Source organism: Marivita sp. S0852 (genome assembly GCF_046591575.1).
Classification (GTDB): Bacteria; Pseudomonadota; Alphaproteobacteria; order Rhodobacterales; family Rhodobacteraceae; genus Marivita.
Window position 1 is genome coordinate 180,357 of record NZ_JBIQWA010000004.1, and the last position, 20,413, is coordinate 200,769.

The 20,413-nt window shown below is 60.0% G+C and carries 23 protein-coding genes and 1 other RNA gene; 12 read left to right on the top strand and 12 right to left on the bottom strand.

Translation table 11 applies throughout. The features are described 5' to 3' along the window. Positions 1 to 2: 2 nt before the first annotated feature. Positions 3 to 968 (bottom strand): NADPH:quinone oxidoreductase family protein, encoded by a 966-nt coding sequence (locus tag ACG74X_RS09935; RefSeq protein ID WP_411234469.1) that lies wholly within the window; start codon positions 966 to 968, stop codon positions 3 to 5. A gap of 294 nt (positions 969 to 1,262) precedes the next feature. Here ACG74X_RS09935 and ACG74X_RS09940 point away from each other — a divergent pair, with 294 nt between their 5' ends. The 8 genes from ACG74X_RS09940 (at position 1,263) to ACG74X_RS09975 (ending at position 7,400) form a co-directional block, all read left to right on the top strand. Beyond that, entirely contained in the window at positions 1,263 to 1,643 is a 381-nt protein-coding gene (locus tag ACG74X_RS09940; protein WP_411234471.1) for a helix-turn-helix domain-containing protein, read from the top strand. Positions 1,644 to 1,699: 56 nt separating this feature from the next. Continuing rightward, the gene (hisN, locus tag ACG74X_RS09945) at positions 1,700 to 2,509 is read left to right on the top strand and encodes a histidinol-phosphatase (protein ID WP_411234472.1); all 810 of its coding nucleotides are present in this window, start codon (positions 1,700 to 1,702) and stop codon (positions 2,507 to 2,509) included. Continuing rightward, the gene (locus ACG74X_RS09950) at positions 2,506 to 3,837 is read left to right on the top strand and encodes an 8-oxoguanine deaminase (protein ID WP_411234473.1); all 1,332 of its coding nucleotides are present in this window, start codon (positions 2,506 to 2,508) and stop codon (positions 3,835 to 3,837) included. The genes hisN and ACG74X_RS09950 overlap by 4 nt, the downstream gene beginning before the upstream one ends. Before the next feature lie 77 nt (positions 3,838 to 3,914). Continuing rightward, positions 3,915 to 5,048 carry a cobalamin-independent methionine synthase II family protein gene (locus tag ACG74X_RS09955; protein WP_411234474.1) on the top strand — a complete coding sequence of 378 codons (1,134 nt, stop codon included), beginning with the start codon at positions 3,915 to 3,917 and terminating at the stop codon, positions 5,046 to 5,048. A 3-nt stretch (positions 5,049 to 5,051) separates the two neighbouring features. Further along, the gene (locus tag ACG74X_RS09960) at positions 5,052 to 5,762 is read left to right on the top strand and encodes an alpha/beta fold hydrolase (protein ID WP_411234476.1); all 711 of its coding nucleotides are present in this window, start codon (positions 5,052 to 5,054) and stop codon (positions 5,760 to 5,762) included. Between the two features lie 134 nt (positions 5,763 to 5,896). Beyond that, positions 5,897 to 6,263, top strand: an RNA gene (gene rnpB / locus ACG74X_RS09965) — RNase P RNA component class A. A gap of 144 nt (positions 6,264 to 6,407) precedes the next feature. Next, positions 6,408 to 6,575 carry a 50S ribosomal protein L33 gene (rpmG, locus tag ACG74X_RS09970; protein ID WP_007799108.1) on the top strand — a complete coding sequence of 56 codons (168 nt, stop codon included), beginning with the start codon at positions 6,408 to 6,410 and terminating at the stop codon, positions 6,573 to 6,575. A gap of 204 nt (positions 6,576 to 6,779) precedes the next feature. Next, entirely contained in the window at positions 6,780 to 7,400 is a 621-nt protein-coding gene (locus tag ACG74X_RS09975) for a DKNYY domain-containing protein (protein ID WP_411234478.1), read from the top strand. Here the strand turns inward: ACG74X_RS09975 and ACG74X_RS09980 are convergent. Further along, the gene (locus ACG74X_RS09980; protein ID WP_411234480.1) at positions 7,379 to 7,573 is read right to left on the bottom strand and encodes a hypothetical protein; all 195 of its coding nucleotides are present in this window, start codon (positions 7,571 to 7,573) and stop codon (positions 7,379 to 7,381) included. The genes ACG74X_RS09975 and ACG74X_RS09980 overlap by 22 nt on opposite strands. 60 nt (positions 7,574 to 7,633) lie before the next feature. Between ACG74X_RS09980 and ACG74X_RS09985 the strand changes: the two genes are divergently transcribed. Next, the gene (locus ACG74X_RS09985) at positions 7,634 to 8,116 is read left to right on the top strand and encodes a DKNYY domain-containing protein (protein ID WP_411234481.1); all 483 of its coding nucleotides are present in this window, start codon (positions 7,634 to 7,636) and stop codon (positions 8,114 to 8,116) included. Between the two features lie 182 nt (positions 8,117 to 8,298). Here the strand turns inward: ACG74X_RS09985 and guaD are convergent, their stop codons facing one another. After that, positions 8,299 to 9,588 carry a guanine deaminase gene (guaD, locus tag ACG74X_RS09990; protein WP_411234482.1) on the bottom strand — a complete coding sequence of 430 codons (1,290 nt, stop codon included), beginning with the start codon at positions 9,586 to 9,588 and terminating at the stop codon, positions 8,299 to 8,301. Between the two features lie 144 nt (positions 9,589 to 9,732). On the opposite strand from guaD, the gene mgtE reads away from it, so the two are divergent. Both mgtE and ACG74X_RS10000 read left to right on the top strand, forming a co-directional pair. After that, on the top strand, positions 9,733 to 11,127 hold the full coding sequence (mgtE, locus tag ACG74X_RS09995; RefSeq protein ID WP_411234484.1) for a magnesium transporter: 1,395 nt from the start codon (positions 9,733 to 9,735) through the stop codon (positions 11,125 to 11,127). Continuing rightward, positions 11,124 to 11,684: a 5-formyltetrahydrofolate cyclo-ligase gene (locus tag ACG74X_RS10000; RefSeq protein WP_411234485.1), complete on the top strand. Its 561-nt coding sequence runs from the start codon at positions 11,124 to 11,126 to the stop codon at positions 11,682 to 11,684. The genes mgtE and ACG74X_RS10000 overlap by 4 nt, the downstream gene beginning before the upstream one ends. Before the next feature lie 109 nt (positions 11,685 to 11,793). On the opposite strand, the gene ACG74X_RS10005 is transcribed toward ACG74X_RS10000, so the two are convergent. Continuing rightward, a complete protein-coding gene (locus tag ACG74X_RS10005) occupies positions 11,794 to 12,168 on the bottom strand; it encodes an STAS/SEC14 domain-containing protein (protein ID WP_411234487.1) in 375 nt (124 codons plus the stop codon). Positions 12,169 to 12,387: 219 nt separating this feature from the next. Here ACG74X_RS10005 and ACG74X_RS10010 point away from each other — a divergent pair, with 219 nt between their 5' ends. Next, positions 12,388 to 13,026, top strand: a complete 639-nt coding sequence (locus ACG74X_RS10010; RefSeq protein ID WP_411234488.1) for a hypothetical protein — start codon at positions 12,388 to 12,390, stop codon at positions 13,024 to 13,026. Between the two features lie 84 nt (positions 13,027 to 13,110). Here the strand turns inward: ACG74X_RS10010 and ACG74X_RS10015 are convergent, their stop codons facing one another. The 8 genes from ACG74X_RS10015 to hisD form a co-directional block, all read right to left on the bottom strand. Then, positions 13,111 to 14,076: a cupin domain-containing protein gene (locus tag ACG74X_RS10015; RefSeq protein WP_411234489.1), complete on the bottom strand. Its 966-nt coding sequence runs from the start codon at positions 14,074 to 14,076 to the stop codon at positions 13,111 to 13,113. Between the two features lie 17 nt (positions 14,077 to 14,093). After that, positions 14,094 to 15,056: an ester cyclase gene (locus ACG74X_RS10020; RefSeq protein ID WP_411234490.1), complete on the bottom strand. Its 963-nt coding sequence runs from the start codon at positions 15,054 to 15,056 to the stop codon at positions 14,094 to 14,096. Continuing rightward, positions 15,053 to 16,066 carry a LacI family DNA-binding transcriptional regulator gene (locus tag ACG74X_RS10025; RefSeq protein ID WP_411234491.1) on the bottom strand — a complete coding sequence of 338 codons (1,014 nt, stop codon included), beginning with the start codon at positions 16,064 to 16,066 and terminating at the stop codon, positions 15,053 to 15,055. Before ACG74X_RS10025 ends, ACG74X_RS10020 begins: the two co-directional genes overlap by 4 nt. After that, a complete protein-coding gene (locus tag ACG74X_RS10030) occupies positions 16,063 to 16,821 on the bottom strand; it encodes an SDR family NAD(P)-dependent oxidoreductase (protein WP_411234492.1) in 759 nt (252 codons plus the stop codon). The genes ACG74X_RS10025 and ACG74X_RS10030 overlap by 4 nt, the downstream gene beginning before the upstream one ends. A gap of 75 nt (positions 16,822 to 16,896) precedes the next feature. Beyond that, the gene (locus tag ACG74X_RS10035; protein WP_411234494.1) at positions 16,897 to 17,508 is read right to left on the bottom strand and encodes a hypothetical protein; all 612 of its coding nucleotides are present in this window, start codon (positions 17,506 to 17,508) and stop codon (positions 16,897 to 16,899) included. Positions 17,509 to 17,522: 14 nt separating this feature from the next. Then, complete coding sequence (locus ACG74X_RS10040) at positions 17,523 to 17,951, bottom strand: VOC family protein (protein WP_411234495.1); 429 nt, start codon at positions 17,949 to 17,951, stop codon at positions 17,523 to 17,525. Beyond that, complete coding sequence (locus ACG74X_RS10045) at positions 17,930 to 18,943, bottom strand: ester cyclase (RefSeq protein WP_411234497.1); 1,014 nt, start codon at positions 18,941 to 18,943, stop codon at positions 17,930 to 17,932. Before ACG74X_RS10045 ends, ACG74X_RS10040 begins: the two co-directional genes overlap by 22 nt. A gap of 92 nt (positions 18,944 to 19,035) precedes the next feature. Further along, a complete protein-coding gene (gene hisD / locus ACG74X_RS10050) occupies positions 19,036 to 20,361 on the bottom strand; it encodes a histidinol dehydrogenase (RefSeq protein WP_411234499.1) in 1,326 nt (441 codons plus the stop codon). Positions 20,362 to 20,413 lie beyond the last annotated feature (52 nt).

Here is a 20,413-nt window from a genome sequence, read left to right on the forward strand (position 1 = left end):
GGTTAGTCCACCATCTGGATGACAACTTTGCCGGTCGACTTGCGGCTACGCAAAAGCTCCAGCCCATCGGCGACCTGATCGAACGGCAGCGTACGGCTGACATGCGGTTTGACTTTGCCAGCCTGATACCAGTCAAGCAAAGTCTTAAGGCTGTCTGTGACGATATCCGGACGGAATTGCAGATACCCGCCCCAATAGACCCCCAGAACCGAGAGATTCTTGACCAGAAGATGGTTCGACTTGATCTGGGGCACCGTCCCACTGGCAAATCCGATCGGCAACAAGCGCGCCTCGGGCTTGCAGGCCCGGAACGCGTCTTCGAACTGCGTGCCGCCAACCGGATCATAAACGACATCTGCGCCACCAAGAGCCTTGACCGTAGTGCGGATGTCTTCGGTTTTGGCATCAATCAGATGGTCGGCACCCGCCGCGCTGGCCGCGGCAAGCTTGTCCGCGCCCCGCGCGCACGCCACCACGGTGGCCCCCATAAGCTTGCCGATCTCGACCGCCGTCAAACCCACACCACCGGCGGCCCCCAACACGAGCAGCGTTTCCCCCGGTTGCAGCCGCGCGCGGTGGTCAAGCGCAAGGTGGCTGGTGCCATAGGCGATTTGAAACGCCGCAGCGTCTGTCATTGGCATGGCATCCGGCAGTCGCACCGCCCGGCGCGCATCAAAACAGCCATATTCAGCAAGACCGCCCTGCCCGCCAAACACCGCCACGCGATCACCAACAGCCAGACCGGCCACATCAGCGCCGGTCTCCTCGACCACCCCCGCGACCTCCATGCCCAGCGTGAACGGAAGCCTGGGGGTGTCCTGATAGGTGCCCTTTGCCATCAAAAGATCGGCAAAATTCAGACCGCAGGCATGAATCCGCACAGTGATTTCTCCGGCGGCGGGATTTGGCGTTAAGGTTTCCTTAATGCCTGGTGCGACATTGTGGCTGGTGACTTGGAACGCTTTCATAAGCTGGTCCTGCTGAAATTATCTTTTGATGGTCAAGGGTTACGCGCCGATGCTTGCCTTCGCAAGCGACCTGTGCAATTTGAGAGATACATTTCTGTAGCATCAAAAGAGACAAGTCCGTTAAGCAGTTTTATGCTTTCCCTAGCAAAATTCTTGCCCCAACTCCTGTCATGCTATAGCTTTGCAACATCAATAATCGGATAGGTTGTTTGTTTCCAGTACAGTTCGAATTGCGAAACACGGAACGCTATATAACACCAAGAAGACCTGATCGGTCGCACGAAAGGGAGCAAGATGGCACATCCTGTTGACGTACATGTCGGAAAACGGGTTCGACATCGGCGTTGGTTGGTCGGCATGACACAACAACAACTCGCCGAGAAGGTGGGAATCAAGTTTCAGCAGATTCAGAAATACGAAACCGGTGCAAACCGGGTCAGCGCGTCCCGGCTTTGGGATATCGCGGATGCCCTTGACGTGCCGGTCGCCTTCTTTTTCGAAGGCATCGAAGAGGCCCAGCAAGAGGACGCAACCGCATCATCGTCCGAAGCGGTGCCGTCAGACATTCTTGGCGATAAGGAAGCGCTGGATTTGGTCCGGTCGTATTACGCGATCCCCGAAAACCAGCGGCGTCGCCTGTTTGAACTGGCCCGCGTTCTGTCCGACGTCGCTTGAGCAGACCTGCCTCCTGAGGTAGCCCGAAACAAAGGGCAGCGCTCAGGAGGTACAACATGACAGAATTCACCAATGCCGAGGCCGATGGCCTTTGGTCCGTAGCAGAGCGCATCGCAGATGCCGCGCGCTCCGCGATCTTGCCGCATTTCCGTTCACGCGACCTGAGCACGGACAACAAGCTGTCCGATGGATTTGATCCGGTCACAATTGCCGACCGCGCCGCAGAAACCGCGATGCGCGAGGTTCTTGCAGATTTGCGGCCCGATGACGCTATTCTGGGCGAAGAACACGGCAGCGTTGATGGCACCTCGGGACTGACCTGGGTTTTGGACCCGATTGATGGCACCCGGTCGTTTATCAGCGGCACACCGACCTGGGGTGTGCTGGTGGCCCTGTCAGACCAGACCGGACCGCTGCTGGGATTGATTGACCAGCCTTATATCGGAGAACGCTTTATGGGCGGTCTGGGGCGCGCGCATTGGACCGGTCCGGGGCGCGACAGCCCGCTTAAGGCCGCAGCGACCTCTGACCTGGCTGATGCAACACTGTTCACAACCTTTCCCGAGATCGGCACAGCCGATCAATACGCCGCGTTTCACCGCGTCGCGAAAGAGGTACAGCTGACGCGGTACGGCTGCGATTGCTATGCCTATGCGTTGCTGGCAGCGGGGCAGATCGACATCGTGATCGAAGCGGGCCTCAACGCCTATGACATCCAGGCCCCGATTGCGGTGATCGAAGCGGCGGGCGGTTGTGTGACCGACTGGACAGGCGCGCCCGCGCATCATGGCGGCACCGCCCTGGCCGCCGCCACACCCGAACTACACGCGAAAGCACTGCATAAACTACAAGACACAAACCCATGAAAACGCTTATAAAAGACTGCTCATTTATCCTGACGATGGATGATGATGAAAGCGAGCTTTCACAAAGAGATATTCTGATCGAAGACGGGATCATCCGGTCCGTGGGCCATGACCATCCAAAGGCGGATCATGTGATCGACGGCTCGGGATGCGTCGTGACACCGGGGCTGGTGAACACGCATCACCATCTGTACCAAACCCTCACGCGGGCCGTGCCGGGCGGTCAGGACGCGCTGCTTTTTGGCTGGCTTCAGACGCTTTATCCCATCTGGGGGCGGTTCGGGCCGGAAGAGATGTATGTCTCGGCGCAGGTCGGCTTGGCCGAGCTGGCGCTGTCGGGTTGTACGTTGACCTCGGATCATCTGTATCTGTACCCCAATGGTGCCCGGCTGGACGATACGATCGCAGCCGCACAAGAGATCGGGATGCGGTTTCATCCAACCCGCGGCGCAATGAGCATCGGCGAAAGTGCCGGAGGTTTGCCGCCCGACGCTTTGGTTGAACATGAAGCAGACATTCTAAACGATTGTATCCGCGTCATTGATGCCCATCACGATGCGCGCGACGGCGCGATGGTCCGGGTCGGTGTGGCCCCGTGTTCTCCGTTTTCGGTCAGCCGCGATTTGATGCGCGACGCGGCGCTTTTGGCGCGGGACAAGGGTGTGATGTTGCACACCCATCTGGCCGAAAATGACGAAGACGTCGCCTACTCACTGGAGCAGTTTGGCTGCCGCCCCGGTCAATACGCCCAAGACCTTGGCTGGACCGGAGACGATGTCTGGCACGCGCATTGCGTGAAACTGGACGGGCAGGAAATTGATCTTTTTGCGAAATCCAGAACCGGAGTCGCGCATTGCCCGTGTTCGAACTGCCGGCTTGGCTCTGGCATCGCACCGGTGCGCGCCATGCGGGATGCGGGGGTTCCGGTGGGCCTTGGTGTCGATGGCTCTGCCAGCAACGATGTCGGAAATCTTGTATCCGAAGCCCGGCACGCCATGCTGTTGCAGCGGGTTGCCAATGGGGCAGATGCCATGAGCGCGCGAGAAGCGCTGTATATCGCGACACGCGGCGGGGCCGAGGTTTTGAACCGCCCCGACTGTGGACAGATTGCCGTCGGCAAACGCGCGGACATCGCCATGTGGGATGTGACCGGGATCGAAAGCGCCGGAAGCTGGGACCCGGCGGCATTGGTGCTGGCCGGACCGACGCGGGTCAAACATCTGCTTGTCGAAGGACGCCAGATTGTTGATGCCGGGCATGTCACGACGATTGATCTGCCCACCGTGATCGCACGACAAAACGCGCTCGCGCGGCAATTGGCCGGTTAAACGCCCAAGCCCCCTTTCCCCCGGCAAGCGATTTGTTAGTGTGCGTGCAAACCTATGCATTTTGAAGGGCCGAGCAGATGGCGCGCATCAAGACCACCCATGTGGGATCATTGCCACGCACGCAAAAAGTCGTCGATTTCATCTTTGCCCGCGAAAAAGGCCAGAACTACGACACAGCCGCCTTTGATGCCGCCATGACCGACGCCGCGGCACAGACCGTGCGCCGTCAGGTCGAGGCCGGGATCGACATCGTTTCAGATGGCGAGACATCAAAGATCAGCTATGCCACCTATGTCAAAGACCGCTACACCGGGTTTGACGGCGACAGCCCGCGCAACGCGCCTGCGGACCTCAAGCTGTATCCGACCTTTCTGGAGCGGCTCAAGGACGATGGCGGCACACCGACCTATGCGCGCCCGATGTGCGTTGGCGAGGTCAAATCCAAAGGCCAGGGAGAGCTGGAGACCGACATTGCCAATCTCAAGGCGGGGATGGCCGAACATGGCGCCGCCGAGGGTTTTATGAACGCAGCCTCTCCGGGTGTGATTTCGCTGTTTCTGCAAAACGACTATTACCCGACCCGCGACGCCTATCTGGCCGCGCTGGCCGACGCGATGCGCGAGGAATATCGCACCATCGTGGACAGCGGTTTGATGCTGCAACTCGACTGCCCCGACCTGGCCCTGTCGCGGCACATGCTTTTCACCGATCTGACCGACGCCGAATTCGTCAAGATCGCCGACGCCCATGTCGAGGCGATGAACCACGCGCTTGACGGAATCGACCCGTCCCGCGTGCGCGTGCATATCTGCTGGGGTAATTACGAAGGCCCGCATGTCTGCGACATCGACATGGATACGGTGTTTCCGACCCTGATGAAAGTGAACGCAAGCCAGGTGCTGTTCGAGACCTCCAATCCCCGCCATGCCCATGAATGGACCGTCTTTCGCGACCGCCGCGCCGAGATTCCGCAGGACAAGGTACTGGTGCCCGGTGTGATCGATTCGACCACCAATTTCGTCGAACATCCCGAGGTCGTGGCCCAACGGATCGAACGGTTTGCGGGCATCGTCGGGGCCGACCGGGTGATCGCGGGCAGCGATTGCGGGTTCGGCACCTTTGCGGGCTTTGGCGCGGTAGACCCCGAAATCGCCTATGCCAAGCTTGCCGCGCTCTCTGACGGGGCCGCGCGGGCGTCGGAGCGCGTTTGATCTATGATCGAACCGATTGTCTTTTTGCCCGGCATGATGTGCGACTCGCGCCTGTTCGAGCCGCAAATCCGTGCCTTTTCCGCCACCCACCCGGTGACGGTCGCACCGATCACCCATGGGCAACGGGTCGAAGAAATCGCGTCAAATCTGTTATCGGTGCTGCCGCCGAAATATGCTTTGGTCGGGCTGAGCATGGGCGGGATCGTTGCGATGGAGCTGCTGCGCCGCGCCCCGGATCGCGTTTTGCGCATCGCACTGATGGACACCAATTGTCTGGCTGAAACACCGCAGGTCGCAGCGAACCGGGAACCGCAGATCATCAAGGTGAAATCCGGCAAGCTGACCGAGGTGATGCGCGACGAATTGAAACCCAATTACCTCGCCCCCGGCCCGCGCCGCCCGCAGGTGCTGCAGACGGTGATGGATATGGCGCACACATTGGGGCCGGATGTGTTTGTGAACCAGTCCCGTGCCTTACAGCGTCGGCGGGATCAGCAATCGACCCTGCGCAAGATCAAGCAGCCCGCGCTGGTCATGTGCGGCGCGCATGACGCGCTTTGTCCGGTCAAACGGCATAGTTTCATGGCGGAACTGATCCCCCATGCGCGGCTGGTAGTGCTGGAAGAGGCGGGCCATTTGCCAACGCTCGAAGCACCCGACGAGACCAATGACGTGCTTTGGGACTGGCTGCATCAGCCCTACGTGCTGCGCTAGAATATCGAATGGGCACAGCCCATCCGACAAAAGCGAGGGGCGCCGCCCCTCGCGCTCCCCGAGGTATTTTAGGCCCAAAGAAGCGGCACGATCGGAATTGACCTGAGGGATAGGCGTGATTAGGTGGGGTTTGCGCGGAGGGCCGGACGGCCGCCCCTGTCACAAGGGGAGGAAAGTCCGGACTCCCTGAAGCAAGGGTGCCGGGTAACGCCCGGGCAGAGCAATCTGACGGAAAGCGCCACAGAGAACAGACCGCCCTGCATGCAGGGCAAGGGTGAAACGGTGGGGTAAGAGCCCACCGGGGGGCTGGCAACAGTCCCCGCATGGCAAGCCCCACCCGGAGCAATGCCGAATAGGGGGATCGCGCCGCGCGTCGGCAGGGTCGCTTCAGCCCAGATCCCCGGGTTGGCAGCACGAGGCCACTGGCAACAGTGGTCCCAGATGAATGGTCGTCCCTCCGTTCGCGGAGGACAGAATCCGGCTTACAGGCCCTCCGCGCGTTTTCGGGGCCATTATTTCTGGCCGATTTCGGCGGGAACTGACAGCTACGGGGTTGACTCGCCCGCGCGCCCGTTTAGAAGGCGCGTTCATACCGGAATTTACGAGGTGCCGCCACGGTGCAAGCCTCGATGCAGGAGACGATCCATGGCGAAGCCGACCACAATCAAAATCCGCCTGAACTCGACTGCGGGCACAGGTCATTTCTATGTGACCAAGAAAAACGCGCGGACGATGACGGAAAAGATGACAGTGCGCAAATACGACCCCGTCGTGCGCAAGCATGTTGAGTATAAAGAAGGCAAAATCAAATAAGCCTTCACCTTCACGGACAGTGAAGATTTGGCCGCGCGGGGTTTCCTGGCGCGGCTTTTTTGTGTGCCGCGAATGGCCGGTTGGAGGCCAAACTGTCCGATGCTGCACGTTGCTCCAAAGGCTGCTTTTGGATAAGTTAAGGTACTGCCGCGCATTGACCCCTTAATAATGGCGAAGGCGGTGGGCTTTGCTTGGAGGCAGCGTATGACACAGCGCCCTGTCATTCATTTGCGCGGTAGCGAAGTCTTTTACGGCGATACACTCCTTAAAGGTGTGTCCTCGGATGGCTTCGAATGTTTGGTTGACGACAAATACGGAATGTATGCCCAGAATGTGAAGGGCATTTGGTATTTCCAACAACACGGCGCGCGCCACACCACACGCTTTGTCACCGCAGATGCAAGTTGCTTTGAAGTTCTTGGTCACGGATATGCCGCTGACGCCGACACCGTTTTCTATTTTGGCATGCCGATCAAATCGGCGATGCCATCAAGTTTTCGTGTCGTGAGTGACCTTTTTGCGGCAGATGACGGGGCCGTCTATGTCGACAGCAGTGCGGCAGAGGGTTTTCAAATCTGGACCGATGTCGACGCAGCTAGCCTTCAGTTTTTCGATGCCGAAAAGGGATTTATATCGGAAATTTTTGCGGATCGGTTCCAGATGTATGTCTTTAACCATCATTTTGTTCAGTACGCCGATCCCCACAGCCCCCGCTACCGCAAGCAGAAAGAGGTGCTCAGGAAGAGGTTNTCTTCTACCATTTCAAAAAGCACGACGACCCCCGCGTCCAGTATAGCCTGCCCCTACACGATGATAGCTACCTGATCCTGCCAGACGCCGACCCCGGGACGTTCAAGGCCCTCAATGGCACCTACGGCCTCGACGAGACTCATGTCTATTGCCTCAATAAAAAGATCACCGCCGATACGGCCGCGTTTCAGGTTCTGGAAGATGCCTTTGGTCACGATTGTGCGGGTCTTTGGTACAATGGTTTCCACGTGCCCGCGTGCTGCGTTTCAGATGTGAAAATTCATACCACGGAACGAAGCACCTTCGCCTTGGACAAGGATCACCTGTTTTGTGTCAAGGAATGCGTCCGTATCGGAAAAAGTAAGGGCTATGCCCGTCAACTTCGACTTGAAAAGAAGGGAGACCCCGGAAGCTTCAAGGTTCTAAGCCCCGCGTTCGCCAAGGACAAAAACCAGGTCTATTGGTATGGCGAAGTGTGGAAGGCCCCCGATCCTGAAACGTTTGAATGGGTGATGGAAAACAGATGTTCCGAATTCGCCAAAGATCGCCATTATCTGTATCGGGCCGCCGGAAAAAAGGTGTTCAAGCAGGTCGACGGGGCATCTTTCCAGCTGATCAATGCGTTTTGGGCCAAGGACAAAAAAAGTGTCATCTACATGGGATGGGGCGGCGACGTCTTGCGCCATGCCGATTACGACAGCTTCGAGGTTCTGGATGATGCCGGTTCAGCCCAAGATGCGCGCAAACACTATTGGGTGAGCGGTGATGAGGTAAAGTCTCGGCCGCGCTAGGACCTCTTTACCTCGTCGGTCCAGCTGGCCACCAGCGGAATTGCCGCATTGCGTGTGTGATGAAAACTCATTTTGTGCGAGCTGACTGGAGCACAGCGTTACGTTCATTCGGACCAAGAGACCCACAAGCCGACGTTCAGGTTCAAGTTTTCAATGACCGCTTTGTCCCGCACACCCGCCATTCACACCCGCCGCTCTCCCATCACCCAGACGCCTTGCACCGCCCGGTCGTCGCCCATCATGATGGTTGGAAACACTGCCTCCCAAATGTCACGCGCCCGCGCGCTGCGTTGGGCTATGGCGGGGGTTGAGGCCAAGTCCAGCGTGATAAAATCCGCCTCGGTGCCCGGTGCCAGGGTCCCCACACGGTCCGCGATCCGCAAGGCGCGCGCCGAGCCTTCGGTCGCCAGCCAGAGCAGGGCAGACGGGTGCAGCGCCACGCCGCGCAATTGGGCCACCTCATAGGCGGCGGCCATTGTGCGGAGCATGGAAAAGGACGACCCGCCCCCGGTATCGGTGGCAAGGCCGATGCGCTGGCCCTGCTCTACCAGCCCGGCCATGTCAAAAAGGCCCGAGCCGATAAACGTGTTCGATGTCGGGCAATGCACCACGGCGGCACCAACCTCGCGCAGCCTGTCGCGTTCGCGCGGCTCTAGATGAATGGCGTGGCCATACAGCCCATTTGCCCCCAAAAGCCCATGGGTTTCGTAAATATCAAGGTAATCCCGCGCATCCGGGAACAGCGTTTTGACCCAGGCAATTTCGTCGGGCTGCTCGCTCAGATGGGTTTGCATCAGGCAGTCCGGGTGTTCCGCCCACAGCGCGCCCAGCGCGGATAATTGATCCGGCGACGAGGTGGGCGCAAATCTGGGTGTTATGACGTAAGACGCCCTGCCCCGCCCCTGCCACTGGGTCAGCAGCGCTTTGCTGTCCTCATAAGCGCTTTGCACACTGTCGCACAGGCCATCCGGCGCGTTGCGGTCCATACAGGTCTTGCCCCCCAGCACGCGCATCCCGCGCTGCTCTGCCGCCGTGAAATAGGCGGTCACGCTTTCCGGGTGACTGGTGCAATAGCTGCACATGGTTGTGGTGCCATTGGCCAGCGCAAGGTCAAGATAGCGGTTCGCGATATCGGCGGCATAATCAGGATCACCAAAGCGCATTTCTTCGGGAAAGGTGTAGGTGTTCAGCCAGTCGATCAACCGCTTGCCCCAACTGGCGATCATGGCGGTCTGCGGATAATGCACATGGGCATCCACAAAGCCGGGCAAAAGCAGTGCCGCGCCGTGATCGTAGCAAAGTGCATCGGGATAGGCATGTTGCAGATCCTCGGCCGTGCCACGGGCCAGCACACGCCCGTCCTGTACCGCCAAGGCACCGCGGGTTGTATGGCTGACGCTGTCGATGCCCTGAACCATCGGATTGCCCTGAAATGTCAGGGTCTGCCCCAAATGCACTGCGATCTTTGACATGGGTTGCTCTTTTTGATTTCGGTTCAATCAACTTATCTGGTTCTGTGTCCTTGGTAAATTCGGGCGGGGTTTATTCCCGGGCCGCCCTGTCGTATCGCGGGCAAACACCGTAAAGATAGCGCTACCGGACAGGTGAGGGGCAAGATGAGAGAAGACCAAATCACCCAAGCCCCCGAGGGCGAGGACGGCGATCAGGCCTATACGCTTGGTCGCAAGGACGTGACGCAGATCCTGCAGGCGGTTGATCTGAATGATCGGGATCAGCTGATTGCGTTGATGGAGCCGCTGCACCCGGCGGATATTGCGGACCTTCTGGAACAGATCAACGGGGTTGACCGGAAACGTCTTATCAAATTGTACGACAAGGCCTTTGACGGTGACATCCTGTCAGAACTCGACGAGTCGATCCGCGAGGAAGTCATTGGTCTGCTGACCCCCGAAGTGCTGGCCGACGCGGTGCGCGAGTTGGAAAGCGACGATGTTGTCGACCTTCTTGAAGACCTGGGCGAGCCGCAACAAGAGGCGATCCTCGGTGCGCTGGAAGACACCGACAGGGTGGCTGTTGAACAGTCACTGACCTTCCCCGAATACTCTGCCGGGCGCCTGATGCAGCGCGAGGTGGTGATGGCCCCCGAACATTGGAGCGTCGGCGAAGCGATTGACCACATCCGCAACACCGACAACCTGCCAGAACAGTTTTACCATGTGACTTTGGTCGATCCCAAGCTGCATCCTGTGGGCAATGTCACATTGGGCAAGTTGATGGGGTCGCGTCGCGATGTCTTGCTCAAATCCATTGTGGAAGAGGTGTTTCACGTCATCCCCGCAAATCAGGACGAGGGCGATGTGGCCTATGCGTTCAACCAGTATCACCTGATTTCGGCACCTGTTGTCGATGAAAACGACCGGCTGGTCGGTGTGATCACCATCGACGACGCGATGGCGGTGCTGGATGAAGAACACGAGGAAGATGTTCTGCGTCTGGCGGGTGTCGACAGTGAAAGTTCGCTTGCGGATCGGGTCACCGAGACGACAAAACGGCGGTTTCCTTGGCTGTTTGTAAATCTGATCACCGCTATTCTGGCAAGCATCGTCATCTCTCAATTCGAGGCGGCCTTGGCACAGATCGTGGCGCTTGCGGTGTTGATGCCCATTGTCGCGTCGATGGGCGGAAACGCGGGCACGCAATCCTTGACCGTGGCTGTGCGGGCGTTGGCGACCAAGGATTTGACCGGATCGAACGTCTGGCGCGTGATCCGACGCGAGGTTCTGGTCGGCTTGATCAATGGTCTGGCCTTTGCGATCATCATGGGCATTGTTGGCGTGGTCTGGTTCGGCATTCCAATGCTTGGCGTGGTGATCGCAGCGGCCATGGTGATCAATCTGGTTGTTGCGGGGCTGGCCGGGACGGTCATTCCTGTTGTGCTTGAAAAGCTTAGGATTGATCCGGCGCTGGCCTCGGGGGCCTTTGTGACAACGGTCACGGATGTGGTTGGATTCTTTGCCTTTCTGGGGCTTGCTGTGGTGGTATTGCTATGACGTTGGAAGACGTGAAATCTGCGGCGCGCAAGGCGGCCTTTGCCAGACGAGACGCCGCGCATCGGGATGGGCAACCGGGAACTGCCCGCCATCTGAGCGAGGTTCTGGCCGGTTATCGCGGCGCGCCGATTGCGGGCTATCTTCCGATCCGCACCGAAATTGATCCCTTGCCCGCCATGACAGAGGCCGCAGCGCACGGGGTGGTCTGTGTTCCGGTGATCCGCAAGGCACATCATCCCCTGGTGTTTTCTCAATGGGAGCCGGACTGCAGTTTGGTCGGCGGTCCGTTCGGAACGTCCGTTCCCGCGCAGGAACGTCTGATCACGCCAGAGGTGTTGATCGTGCCGCTGGTGGCTTTTTCCCGCGCGGGCGGGCGGCTGGGCTATGGCGGTGGGTTTTATGACCGGACCCTGGAAGCCCTGCGCGCCCACCGTCCGACGCTGGCCATCGGCTTTGCCTATGCCGCCCAAGAGGACCCGGACGTTCCGCTTGAGCACACCGACCAGCCGCTTGACCTGATCGTCACAGAGCGCGAGGTGATCGAGGTGGCCGGTTAGGTCCGGATCGGCCCTAATGTTTCGCGCGCGCAGCAAAAAGACCGGTTCGGACCAATTAAGGCGGTGTTAATGCGGCTTTTCCGCAGCTTCGCAGGCCAGATCCTGCGCGTCAGGCAATCCCCGTTTTCAGCCATGCCTCGGCAGAGTGCTCTTCTCCCAGATCGAACCCCTTGATGTCGATACCGGGAAACAGCGCGCCCTCAACCTCGGCGGCGGTTTTGATCCATGCGGCATCCGTGACAACCGCACAGCGGTCAAAGCGCCCAAGCAAACCAAACAGCTTGGGCATCCGCGCCATTTCGACCGCCAGAGCGCCAAAATCCGGAAACGCAAAACTGGTGATGCGGTACAGCATTGTTCCCGCATTCACGTCTTGTGACAGCTCCAGTAATTCGTCCAGACCGCGCGCCATTTCATCGGCGTCGATTTTGCCCGACAAGTCAATATCCACACGGTTCGGTTCGGGCTTGGTGATGGTCAGCATGTCAGTCCCCCTTGTGTAGGTCACAATTGAACAGGACCAGTGAAGAGGGCGCGATGACGCAGATCAAGCCGGTGATCCGGGTCTTGTCCGGCGGGCGGGCGACCTGAACGCATGGACGGGAATGGCAAAACGCGGAACATCGCGGCTGCTCAGAGGTTGATGAGGTGCCGCCGGTTAGGACGGCGGCTCAGAGCACAACCCAGACAGGAGACCCCGGACATGACCTTAAAAACGGTATTCTCAGCATCCACATTCGCCTTGGCCGTATCGGTCGGAATGGGCGTCGCACAAGACGCGGACGGCACATGGCGCGCCGATTTGACAGCGCTTAACCCAGATGCCACCCAGATGGCAGCCAGCGGCACAGCCACGCTCACCGTTTCCGGTGATACCCTGACCATCACGGTCGACGCCACCGGCACGGCACCCGGCATCATGCATCTGCAGCACTTTCATGGCTTTGCCGAAGGCGATGCGACATCCGCTTGTCCGGGTGCCGATGCGGACGCCAATGGCGACGGGATCGTCGATCTGATCGAGACAGAGCCGGTCGCCGGCGTGACCATGGTGCCCTTCCATGACGATCCCGCCAATCTGGAGATCGTCACAGAGACGTATCCGACCGCCGACGAGGATGGCCGCTACAGTTACGAGCAGACGGTTTCGCTCTCGGACCTCGAAGCGAGGTTTGCAGACGCGTTTCCGGGCCAGCAACTCGATTTTGATCGGCGTGTCGTGTTCCTGCATGGGGTGAGCGAAGACATGGATTTGCCCGAAACCGCACAATCCCTTGGCGATATTCCCGCGCATGTGACATTGCCGATCGCCTGCGGGACACTCGATCGCGCGGACGGATAACGCCGCAAGGGCCGAAGGATCGTTCAGACAACGCCGGGAACAAAGCTCCAGCTCGATCACAAGATCGGAGCGATGGCCAGTCTCTTAGCCCCGCCAGGTTGCCCCCGCCGGATCATCGGTGGAGCGCACGCGGTACATCGACGCCTCGCCCGTCATCGCAGGCGTCACGCCATGCGCAAGCCCCGGCGGTACGGCAACCGTATCGCCGGGGTTGAGCGCGGTCGTCCCGCCCTCCCAGGTCAGCCGCCAATGGCCGCGCATCGGCATCAGCACCTCGTGGCCGTCCACGGTGTAGCTGTCCCCGGGGACAGAGCAGCGCGTGATGAAATCCACCTCGAAGCCGGGCTTGTCCTTGAGCTTGGCCTCCGGGCCAATGACCTTGGCAGGCGCGCCGTCAGCCAGCGCCATCAGGTCCCAGTAGCGCGCGACATAGCCGGGCACGACCTCGGCGGGTGTCGGCTCGGGAAAGGCTTTCAGCTCCTCGTCGGTAAGTACCGGCATCGGCTTCACGCCGTCCGGCAAGGACTGCCCCGCCTTGGTGTCATACAGCGTGCCGTTCTCGCCCAGCACCAACCCGTGTGCCTGCGCGTCCTCGATCACCTGCGGCGCCCAGATCACGCCGCCGCCCGCATCGTCACCGCCCAAGATCGCCATGATCATCCCGTAATCGGTGCCGATGTTTTCGAACCCGCGAAAGATGCCGGTGGGGATGTTGAAGATGTCGCCCTCTTCCAGCACCACCTCGCCTGCGTCGCCCCAGCGGCCCCAGAAGAACCGCCAGCGGCCCTTGAGCACAAAGAACACCTCGGCGGTGCGGTGGCTGTGCAGCGAATTGCGGCACTTCGGCGGCTGGCCCGCCGCCCCGATGTTGAAGCCCGGCGTGTCGGTGATGTGAACATGCTGGTCCGCACTTTCAGACACACCGCCGCCGATGATGGTGAAGTTCTCTTTCTGGTCGCTGCCCGGCGTGTGCGCGTCGATAAAGGCAGTGCGGCAGGGGAGCAGATCGCCATAACGTACGATGCGGCTTTCCATGTCGAGCGGGGTCATATCTTGGTCCTTTCAGGTCAGCCCGCGTGGGCCAGGATCTGCATCCAGATCGCGGTTTCATCGTAAAGCGTCCATTCCCGACGCAACCCGCGCGGGCCGAACTCGGCATGGCTGATGCCCATGACATAAATGTCCGCCCCGGTCGGTGCCCCGAAATGGCCCCAGCCGTCATGTTTGCCGGTCAGCGACCACCGCACCGCAGCACGCGGTGGCATCATTGGGTCCTCAAGACCGATCTGATGGTTGATTTGAAAGCTGGCGGACGGAAACGCCGCGCGCAGGCCGAGCCAAAAGGCATCGACCTCTTGCGTGCCGTGAACACAGCGGCCACCCGGATAATCGGCCTGTACCGCACGGTCATACTGGTCCGGAATGACCGAGAATTCCGCATCCATAATGCGCGACAGCAGCATGGCGAAGGCCTGCCCCCACTGGTTGTCATTGCCCGTGCCGGTATAGGGCCCCTGCACATCAACCGCCGGGCGAAACGGCTGCGTATCGGGGTCAAGCATCGCCACGCGTTCCTGCGCCCAGTCTTTCACATCGAACCCCAGTTGACGCACCAACGCGCCATTGTCACGGATCAGCCATTCATCGCTGATCATATTGTTCTTGGCATAACAATCGGCCATCGCCCGGATGCGGACCGCGCGCCCGGTGGCCGGCCCGAAAGGGCCATCATTTCTATGCGTTGCGGTCGACAGGATACGGTGCGACGACAGCATCCCAATCTCGGGTGTGCCGGACCAGATCACATCTTCGCCCATCAGCGTGCGGTCGGGAAATTCATGCAGGGTCGCCATCGTCGCCTGCGTCATGCCCGGTTCGCCGAACGCGATCCCAGCCGGGGTGCGCACGATGACATCAGGGTGATAATAGTCCTTCATCCGCGCACCCAGCCCCCGATCTTCCCAGATTTCCCGTGTGATCCCAAGAATGTAATCGGGGAAATCCGCGAATTTGTCGTCAAAGCCTTTCATTGCAACCCTTCCGGTATGCGGGCCGATCCGCGCAGGATCAGCGGTCCGTCGATTTCTGTTGCCTCTGCTTTGGCGGATTTGCTTTCGATTTGGTTAAGCAAGGCGGTCACGGTGGCCTTGACCATCCGTCCGACGGGCTGGCGTACCGTGGTCAGATTGTAACCTGCAAAACGCGCCATTGGCACATCGTCATAGCCCACAACGGACACGTCCTCTGGCACCCGCAGGCCAAGCGAAAAGCGCAGGTGATCCATCACCGCAAACGCCATGTGATCATTGCCGACAAACACCGCATCAATGCCAGAGCGCACAAGCGCATCAATCGCCGTGCGGGCGGCCGCGTGATCGTATCGCCCCTCCTGCACGCCAATTACGGGATGGCCCAGTGCCTGTAGTGCGCCCAGAAAGCCTTCGGTGCGGTCACGCCCTGTGGATGATCCTTGCCAACCGCTGATATGGGCGATCCGGTCATGGCCACCCGCGACCAGAAACTCTGCCACCTTTCGGCCTCCGGCGCGATTTGCGGATGTGACCTGTGCAAGACGCCGGTCGACCTGCCCGCGATTGAACAGCACCACCGGAATGCCCGCATCTTCACAGCGCCGCGCCAGTGCATCGCCCAACCCGACACTGGCAAGAACGATGCCGTCCACCTGGTGATCCAGCATCTGTTGAATAACCCGGTCGGCATCCGCCTCAGTCGCGCTTTGTTTCAATGTGAAAACAAGAGTGTGGTAGCCTTCGTCCTGCAACACGCGGCTGAACCGTTCCAAAGCATCCGGATAAAACGGATTTCCCAAATAGGCGATCACCAGGCCGATGATCTTGCTCCGCCCGGTGATCAGGGACCGCGCCAGCACATTGGGCCGATAGCCCAGCTGTGCCGCAGCCTGTTTGACCTTGGCGATCGTGTCTTTACTGGCCGAAGCCCCTGAAAACACGCGGCTGACGGCAGATTGGCTGACGCCCGCAAGAGCCGCCACATCAAAGGATGTGACGCGCTTGCTCATCCTGCTGTCCAGCCGCCGTCAACCAATATGGACGTCCCCGTTACAAGCCCACTTGCATCGGACGCAAGAAAGACGCACGCCCCCATGATATCTTCGACCTGCCCGACCCTTGGAAGTTTGATTTTGCTATCAATCCACTCGCGTTTCTGAGGGTCATCAAAGGTGGCTCTGGTCAGGTCTGTCAGTATGAAGGTGGGACAGATCGTGTTGACGCGAATATTCTCCGGGCCCAGGTCGATGGCCATCGCCTTTGTCATACCCTCCACCGCGTGTTTGGTGCTGCAGTAAACGGCGCGATCCAGGCCGCCGACATGCCCCATCTGACTGCTGATCTGGATGATCGACCCGCCCCGGCCAATCATCTGTTTGGCCGCGGTCTGGGCCAGGAAATAGGCGGCTTTGACGTTGATCTCGCTCACCGCGTCAAAGTCTTCCGGTGTTGTGTCGAGCGTTTTGGAATGACGTGCCAGACCTGCGGAATTGACAAGAATGTCAAACGGTCCCTGCGCGTCGAACAGCGCCGCCGCAGCCCCCAGATCCGTCACGTCAAGCGCAACACCCTCGGCACTGAAACCGGCCTTGGCAATCTCTGCGGCGGCGCGATCAACCTGTTCGTGGCCACGCGCCGCGATCACGACATGCGCACCCGCCTCTGCCAAGGCCACAGCACATCCAAGCCCGATCCCCCGAGACCCGCCCGTCACCAACGCCCGCTTCCCATCCAGACGAAATGACGGCGTTTTGGGAAGTGTCACGTGGCGGTCCTCCGAGGCTTGCATAGGTGTGCAAAAACACGCTACCCGCGTGACCCGTGGCTGTCCAGCCCTCGATCACGACGGAGAGACGATGCCACGGAAGGTCGGAAAATCCCCATAGCGCGCGCGGCGCTCTTCTAACGGTTCACCGGGGGCTTGCCCAGCCCGAACCAACGTGCCGCGCGGTGCAATGTAACTGTCGATGCGTCGTTGCGGATCGGGCCGCCACGCAAGGTTGAAGGCGCAGAGCTTGGGAAAGAACCACGCTTCGGCAAAGGGCAAATGATCATACAGCCACCACGCCAGATCGCGCCAGTCGCGGCCCTGATCGTATTGGTCGGCAAACCACGGGATCACGATGCTGGCGCCTGCCACCTCGACCGCGGGCAGGTCCCAGATGTGGCATTCCAGAGGATAATCGTTGCGGGCGCAGTTCAGCCCGTGTTCGTTGCCAAACCGATTGAGCGTGGCCGAGCGATATCCGGACCGTACGGCAATCCGGCCAAAGGTCTCTTGCAGCGGATCAAGCAACGTCTCGCAAAATGCCCGCCCCCGCGCAATCGCCAGATCCGGCGTGTCAGGAATGTTCTGACGCTGATGAAAATTGCCGATTTCCGAATACAGGAATTCCCGCATGAAAAAGTGTCGCGACAGGCGCACGCGGCCCAGCGTTTCAAGGCTCCACATGGTTTGCGGGCGTCTCAATACCCGGTCCAGCGAAACGCGTTGTCGTCGTGGCGCAAAGGCGAAAACGGGTTATGCGCCACTTCCCAGATATGGCCTTCGGGGTCACTGAAATAACCGTGATAACCGCCCCAGAACACCTCTTGCGCGTCTTTCAAAACCGTTCCCCCTGCGTCAGAGACATGCGCCATAACAGCGTCCACCTCTTCGCGGGACCGCGTGTTGTAGCCCAGCGTCATACTGCCATGGCCCAACTGTGCCATGTCGATCCCAATATCCTCGGCCAGCTTTTCCAGCGGATAGAGGCCCAGCGTCTGACCCAGCAAGTCAAAGGCAATCACACCGTCCTGTGTCTCGACCCGGGCCCAGCCCAGCTTTTCGTAAAACGCCGCCACCGCGTCTGCATCGCGCACACCCAGCGTAATCAGCGATACCCTCTGCTCCATTTCAGCTCCTCCATCCGTGCAAACACATCAACGCCGATTTGCGCATATATGTCGAGCAAATCCACCAGCACCCAGTTTTCGCGGATCTTGCCGTTTTCCAATCGCCAGAAATCCAGACTGCGCAGCGTGATTTGCCTGCCAAGCGGCGGCAACCCCAACCAGCCATCCCCCGACAGCGTTTGGCACATGTCAGGCCAGCCGGTCACCCCGACATAGGCCCCTTCGGCCATGACATGATGCGTGGTCTTTTCGGGGTACTGCCCCCGATCCGGCATCGCGTTCAGGAACGGGATCTGATGACACCGGCGGAATTCCTCGATGCCGCAGGCGGTGCCAATGCCACAGGGGCCGTACCACATAAACTGCGGATGCCAGTAGCGCTCCAGCTCCATGACCTCTGGTCCGCCTTGTAAGGGATGGCGTATCATGGCGGTCAACATGTCGATCACATGCTGCCTGCTTGCTTCTGTCAGGGCCGCCGCATGCGGGCCACGCCCATCTTGTGTCATCGGGGCCGGCGCATGTTGAAACCGCCCGAGTTGCGGCACCATTGGCCACAGATCGGCCTGCATCATCATCTCGGGAATCTCCCAAACCGCCTGCATTTCAACGCAGGCTCCGCGTTCGATCCGGTAGAATTCGTGAAACCGCATCGTCGCAAAGCAGCCGGTTGCGGGGATACCAAGCCAATCCTGCACCCATTTCCCGGTATATGCCCCACAAGAGCCAACCCACATCGCGCCGTCCTGGTCGCGACCGGCGATCCGGATGACCTCTTGTCGCCGCAAGTCCTGCATGGCCTGTGCCAAGGGCAACAGCACCGCGTCGCAATAGGCATCGGCACCTTTCAATGTGCCAAAGGGATGGCACATGCGAAACACCGCCGCCGGTGCTGCCTTGGCCAATTCGGCCCGGACCGCATCGGGCTCAAAACCCCGCATCGCATCGAATACAGGCCCCATAACGCGTGTCGCAGTATCGTTATGTGCCATGCGCGTCTTCTTTTTCTAAATATGCAAAACCGGGGGCGCAGCCCCCGGACCTTACGGTGCCGACAGATCGCACCTTGGCTCAGGTGTGCCTGTCACTCTGCAGCCTCCCTATATGGTGCCGCTTCGCCGTAGGGCACATTAACACCACCATAGCGGCGCACCCGCACGTTGCACTGCTCGGCATGACCGACAAATCCCTCCAACATGCACAAACGCGATCCGTATTCGCCAATCAGCGTCGCCGCCTCATCGGTGGTGATCTTCTGATAGCTGTGCGTTTTCAGATACTTGCCGACCCACAGACCACCTGTGTACCGCCCGGCCTTCTTGGTCGGCAGCGTGTGGTTGGTGCCGATCACCTTGTCCCCGTTCGACACGTTGGTCCGCGCGCCAAGGAACAGCGCGCCGTAGCAGGTCATGTTCTCCAGATACCAGTCATCGCGGTCGGTCATCACCTGCACATGCTCTGAGGCAATGTCATTGGCGACGGCCAGCATCTCGTCATGGTCGTCGCACAGGATCACCTCGCCATAGTCGCGCCACGACACAGAGGCCGTGTCAGCCGTGGGCAGGATGGTGAGCAGGCGGTCGATCTCTTTCAACGTCTCTTCCGCCAGCTTGCGCGAATTGGTCACAAGAACCGCGGGCGAGTTATAGCCGTGCTCGGCCTGCCCCAGAAGATCGGTCGCGCAGATCTCGGCATCGACGGTGTCGTCGGCAATCACCATCGTTTCGGTCGGGCCTGCGAACAGGTCGATCCCCACGCGCCCGAACAATTGGCGCTTGGCTTCGGCCACAAAGGCGTTGCCGGGGCCGACGAGCATATGCACCGGATCAATCGTCTCGGTGCCAATCGCCATCGCGCCCACCGCCTGAATGCCGCCCAGCACGTAAATCTCGTGCGCGCCGCCCAGATGCATCGCCGCAATCACTGCCGGGTTCGGCTTGCCCTGCCAGGGCGGGGTGCAGGCCACGATGCGCGGCACGCCCGCAACGCTGGCCGTGGCGACCGACATATGCGCAGAGGCCACCATCGGGAACTTGCCGCCCGGCACGTAACAGCCCACCGATTGCACGGGGATGTTCTTGTGGCCCAGGATCACCCCCGGCATCGTCTCGACCTCAACGTCGAGCATCGAGTCGCGCTGCGCCTGGGCGAAGTTGCGCACCTGTTCCTGCGCGAACTTGATATCGTCCAGCTCACGCGGCGTCAGCTCTGCGATCAGCGCGTCGATCTCGGATTGCGTCAGGCGGTAGCTTTCGGGCGTGTAATTGTCGAACTTCTCGGCCAGCTCGCGCACCGCCGCATCGCCGCGTGTTTCGATGTCTTTCAGCGTGGCCTCAACAACCGCGCGCGTCTTTGCGTCGTCTTCGGCGCGCTCGGCCTCGGGTTTGCCGCGTTTCAGGTACTCAGCCATGTGGTCCTCCCAGATGTCGTGTTGTGCTCGAACATAGCAAGGGTTCAGGACC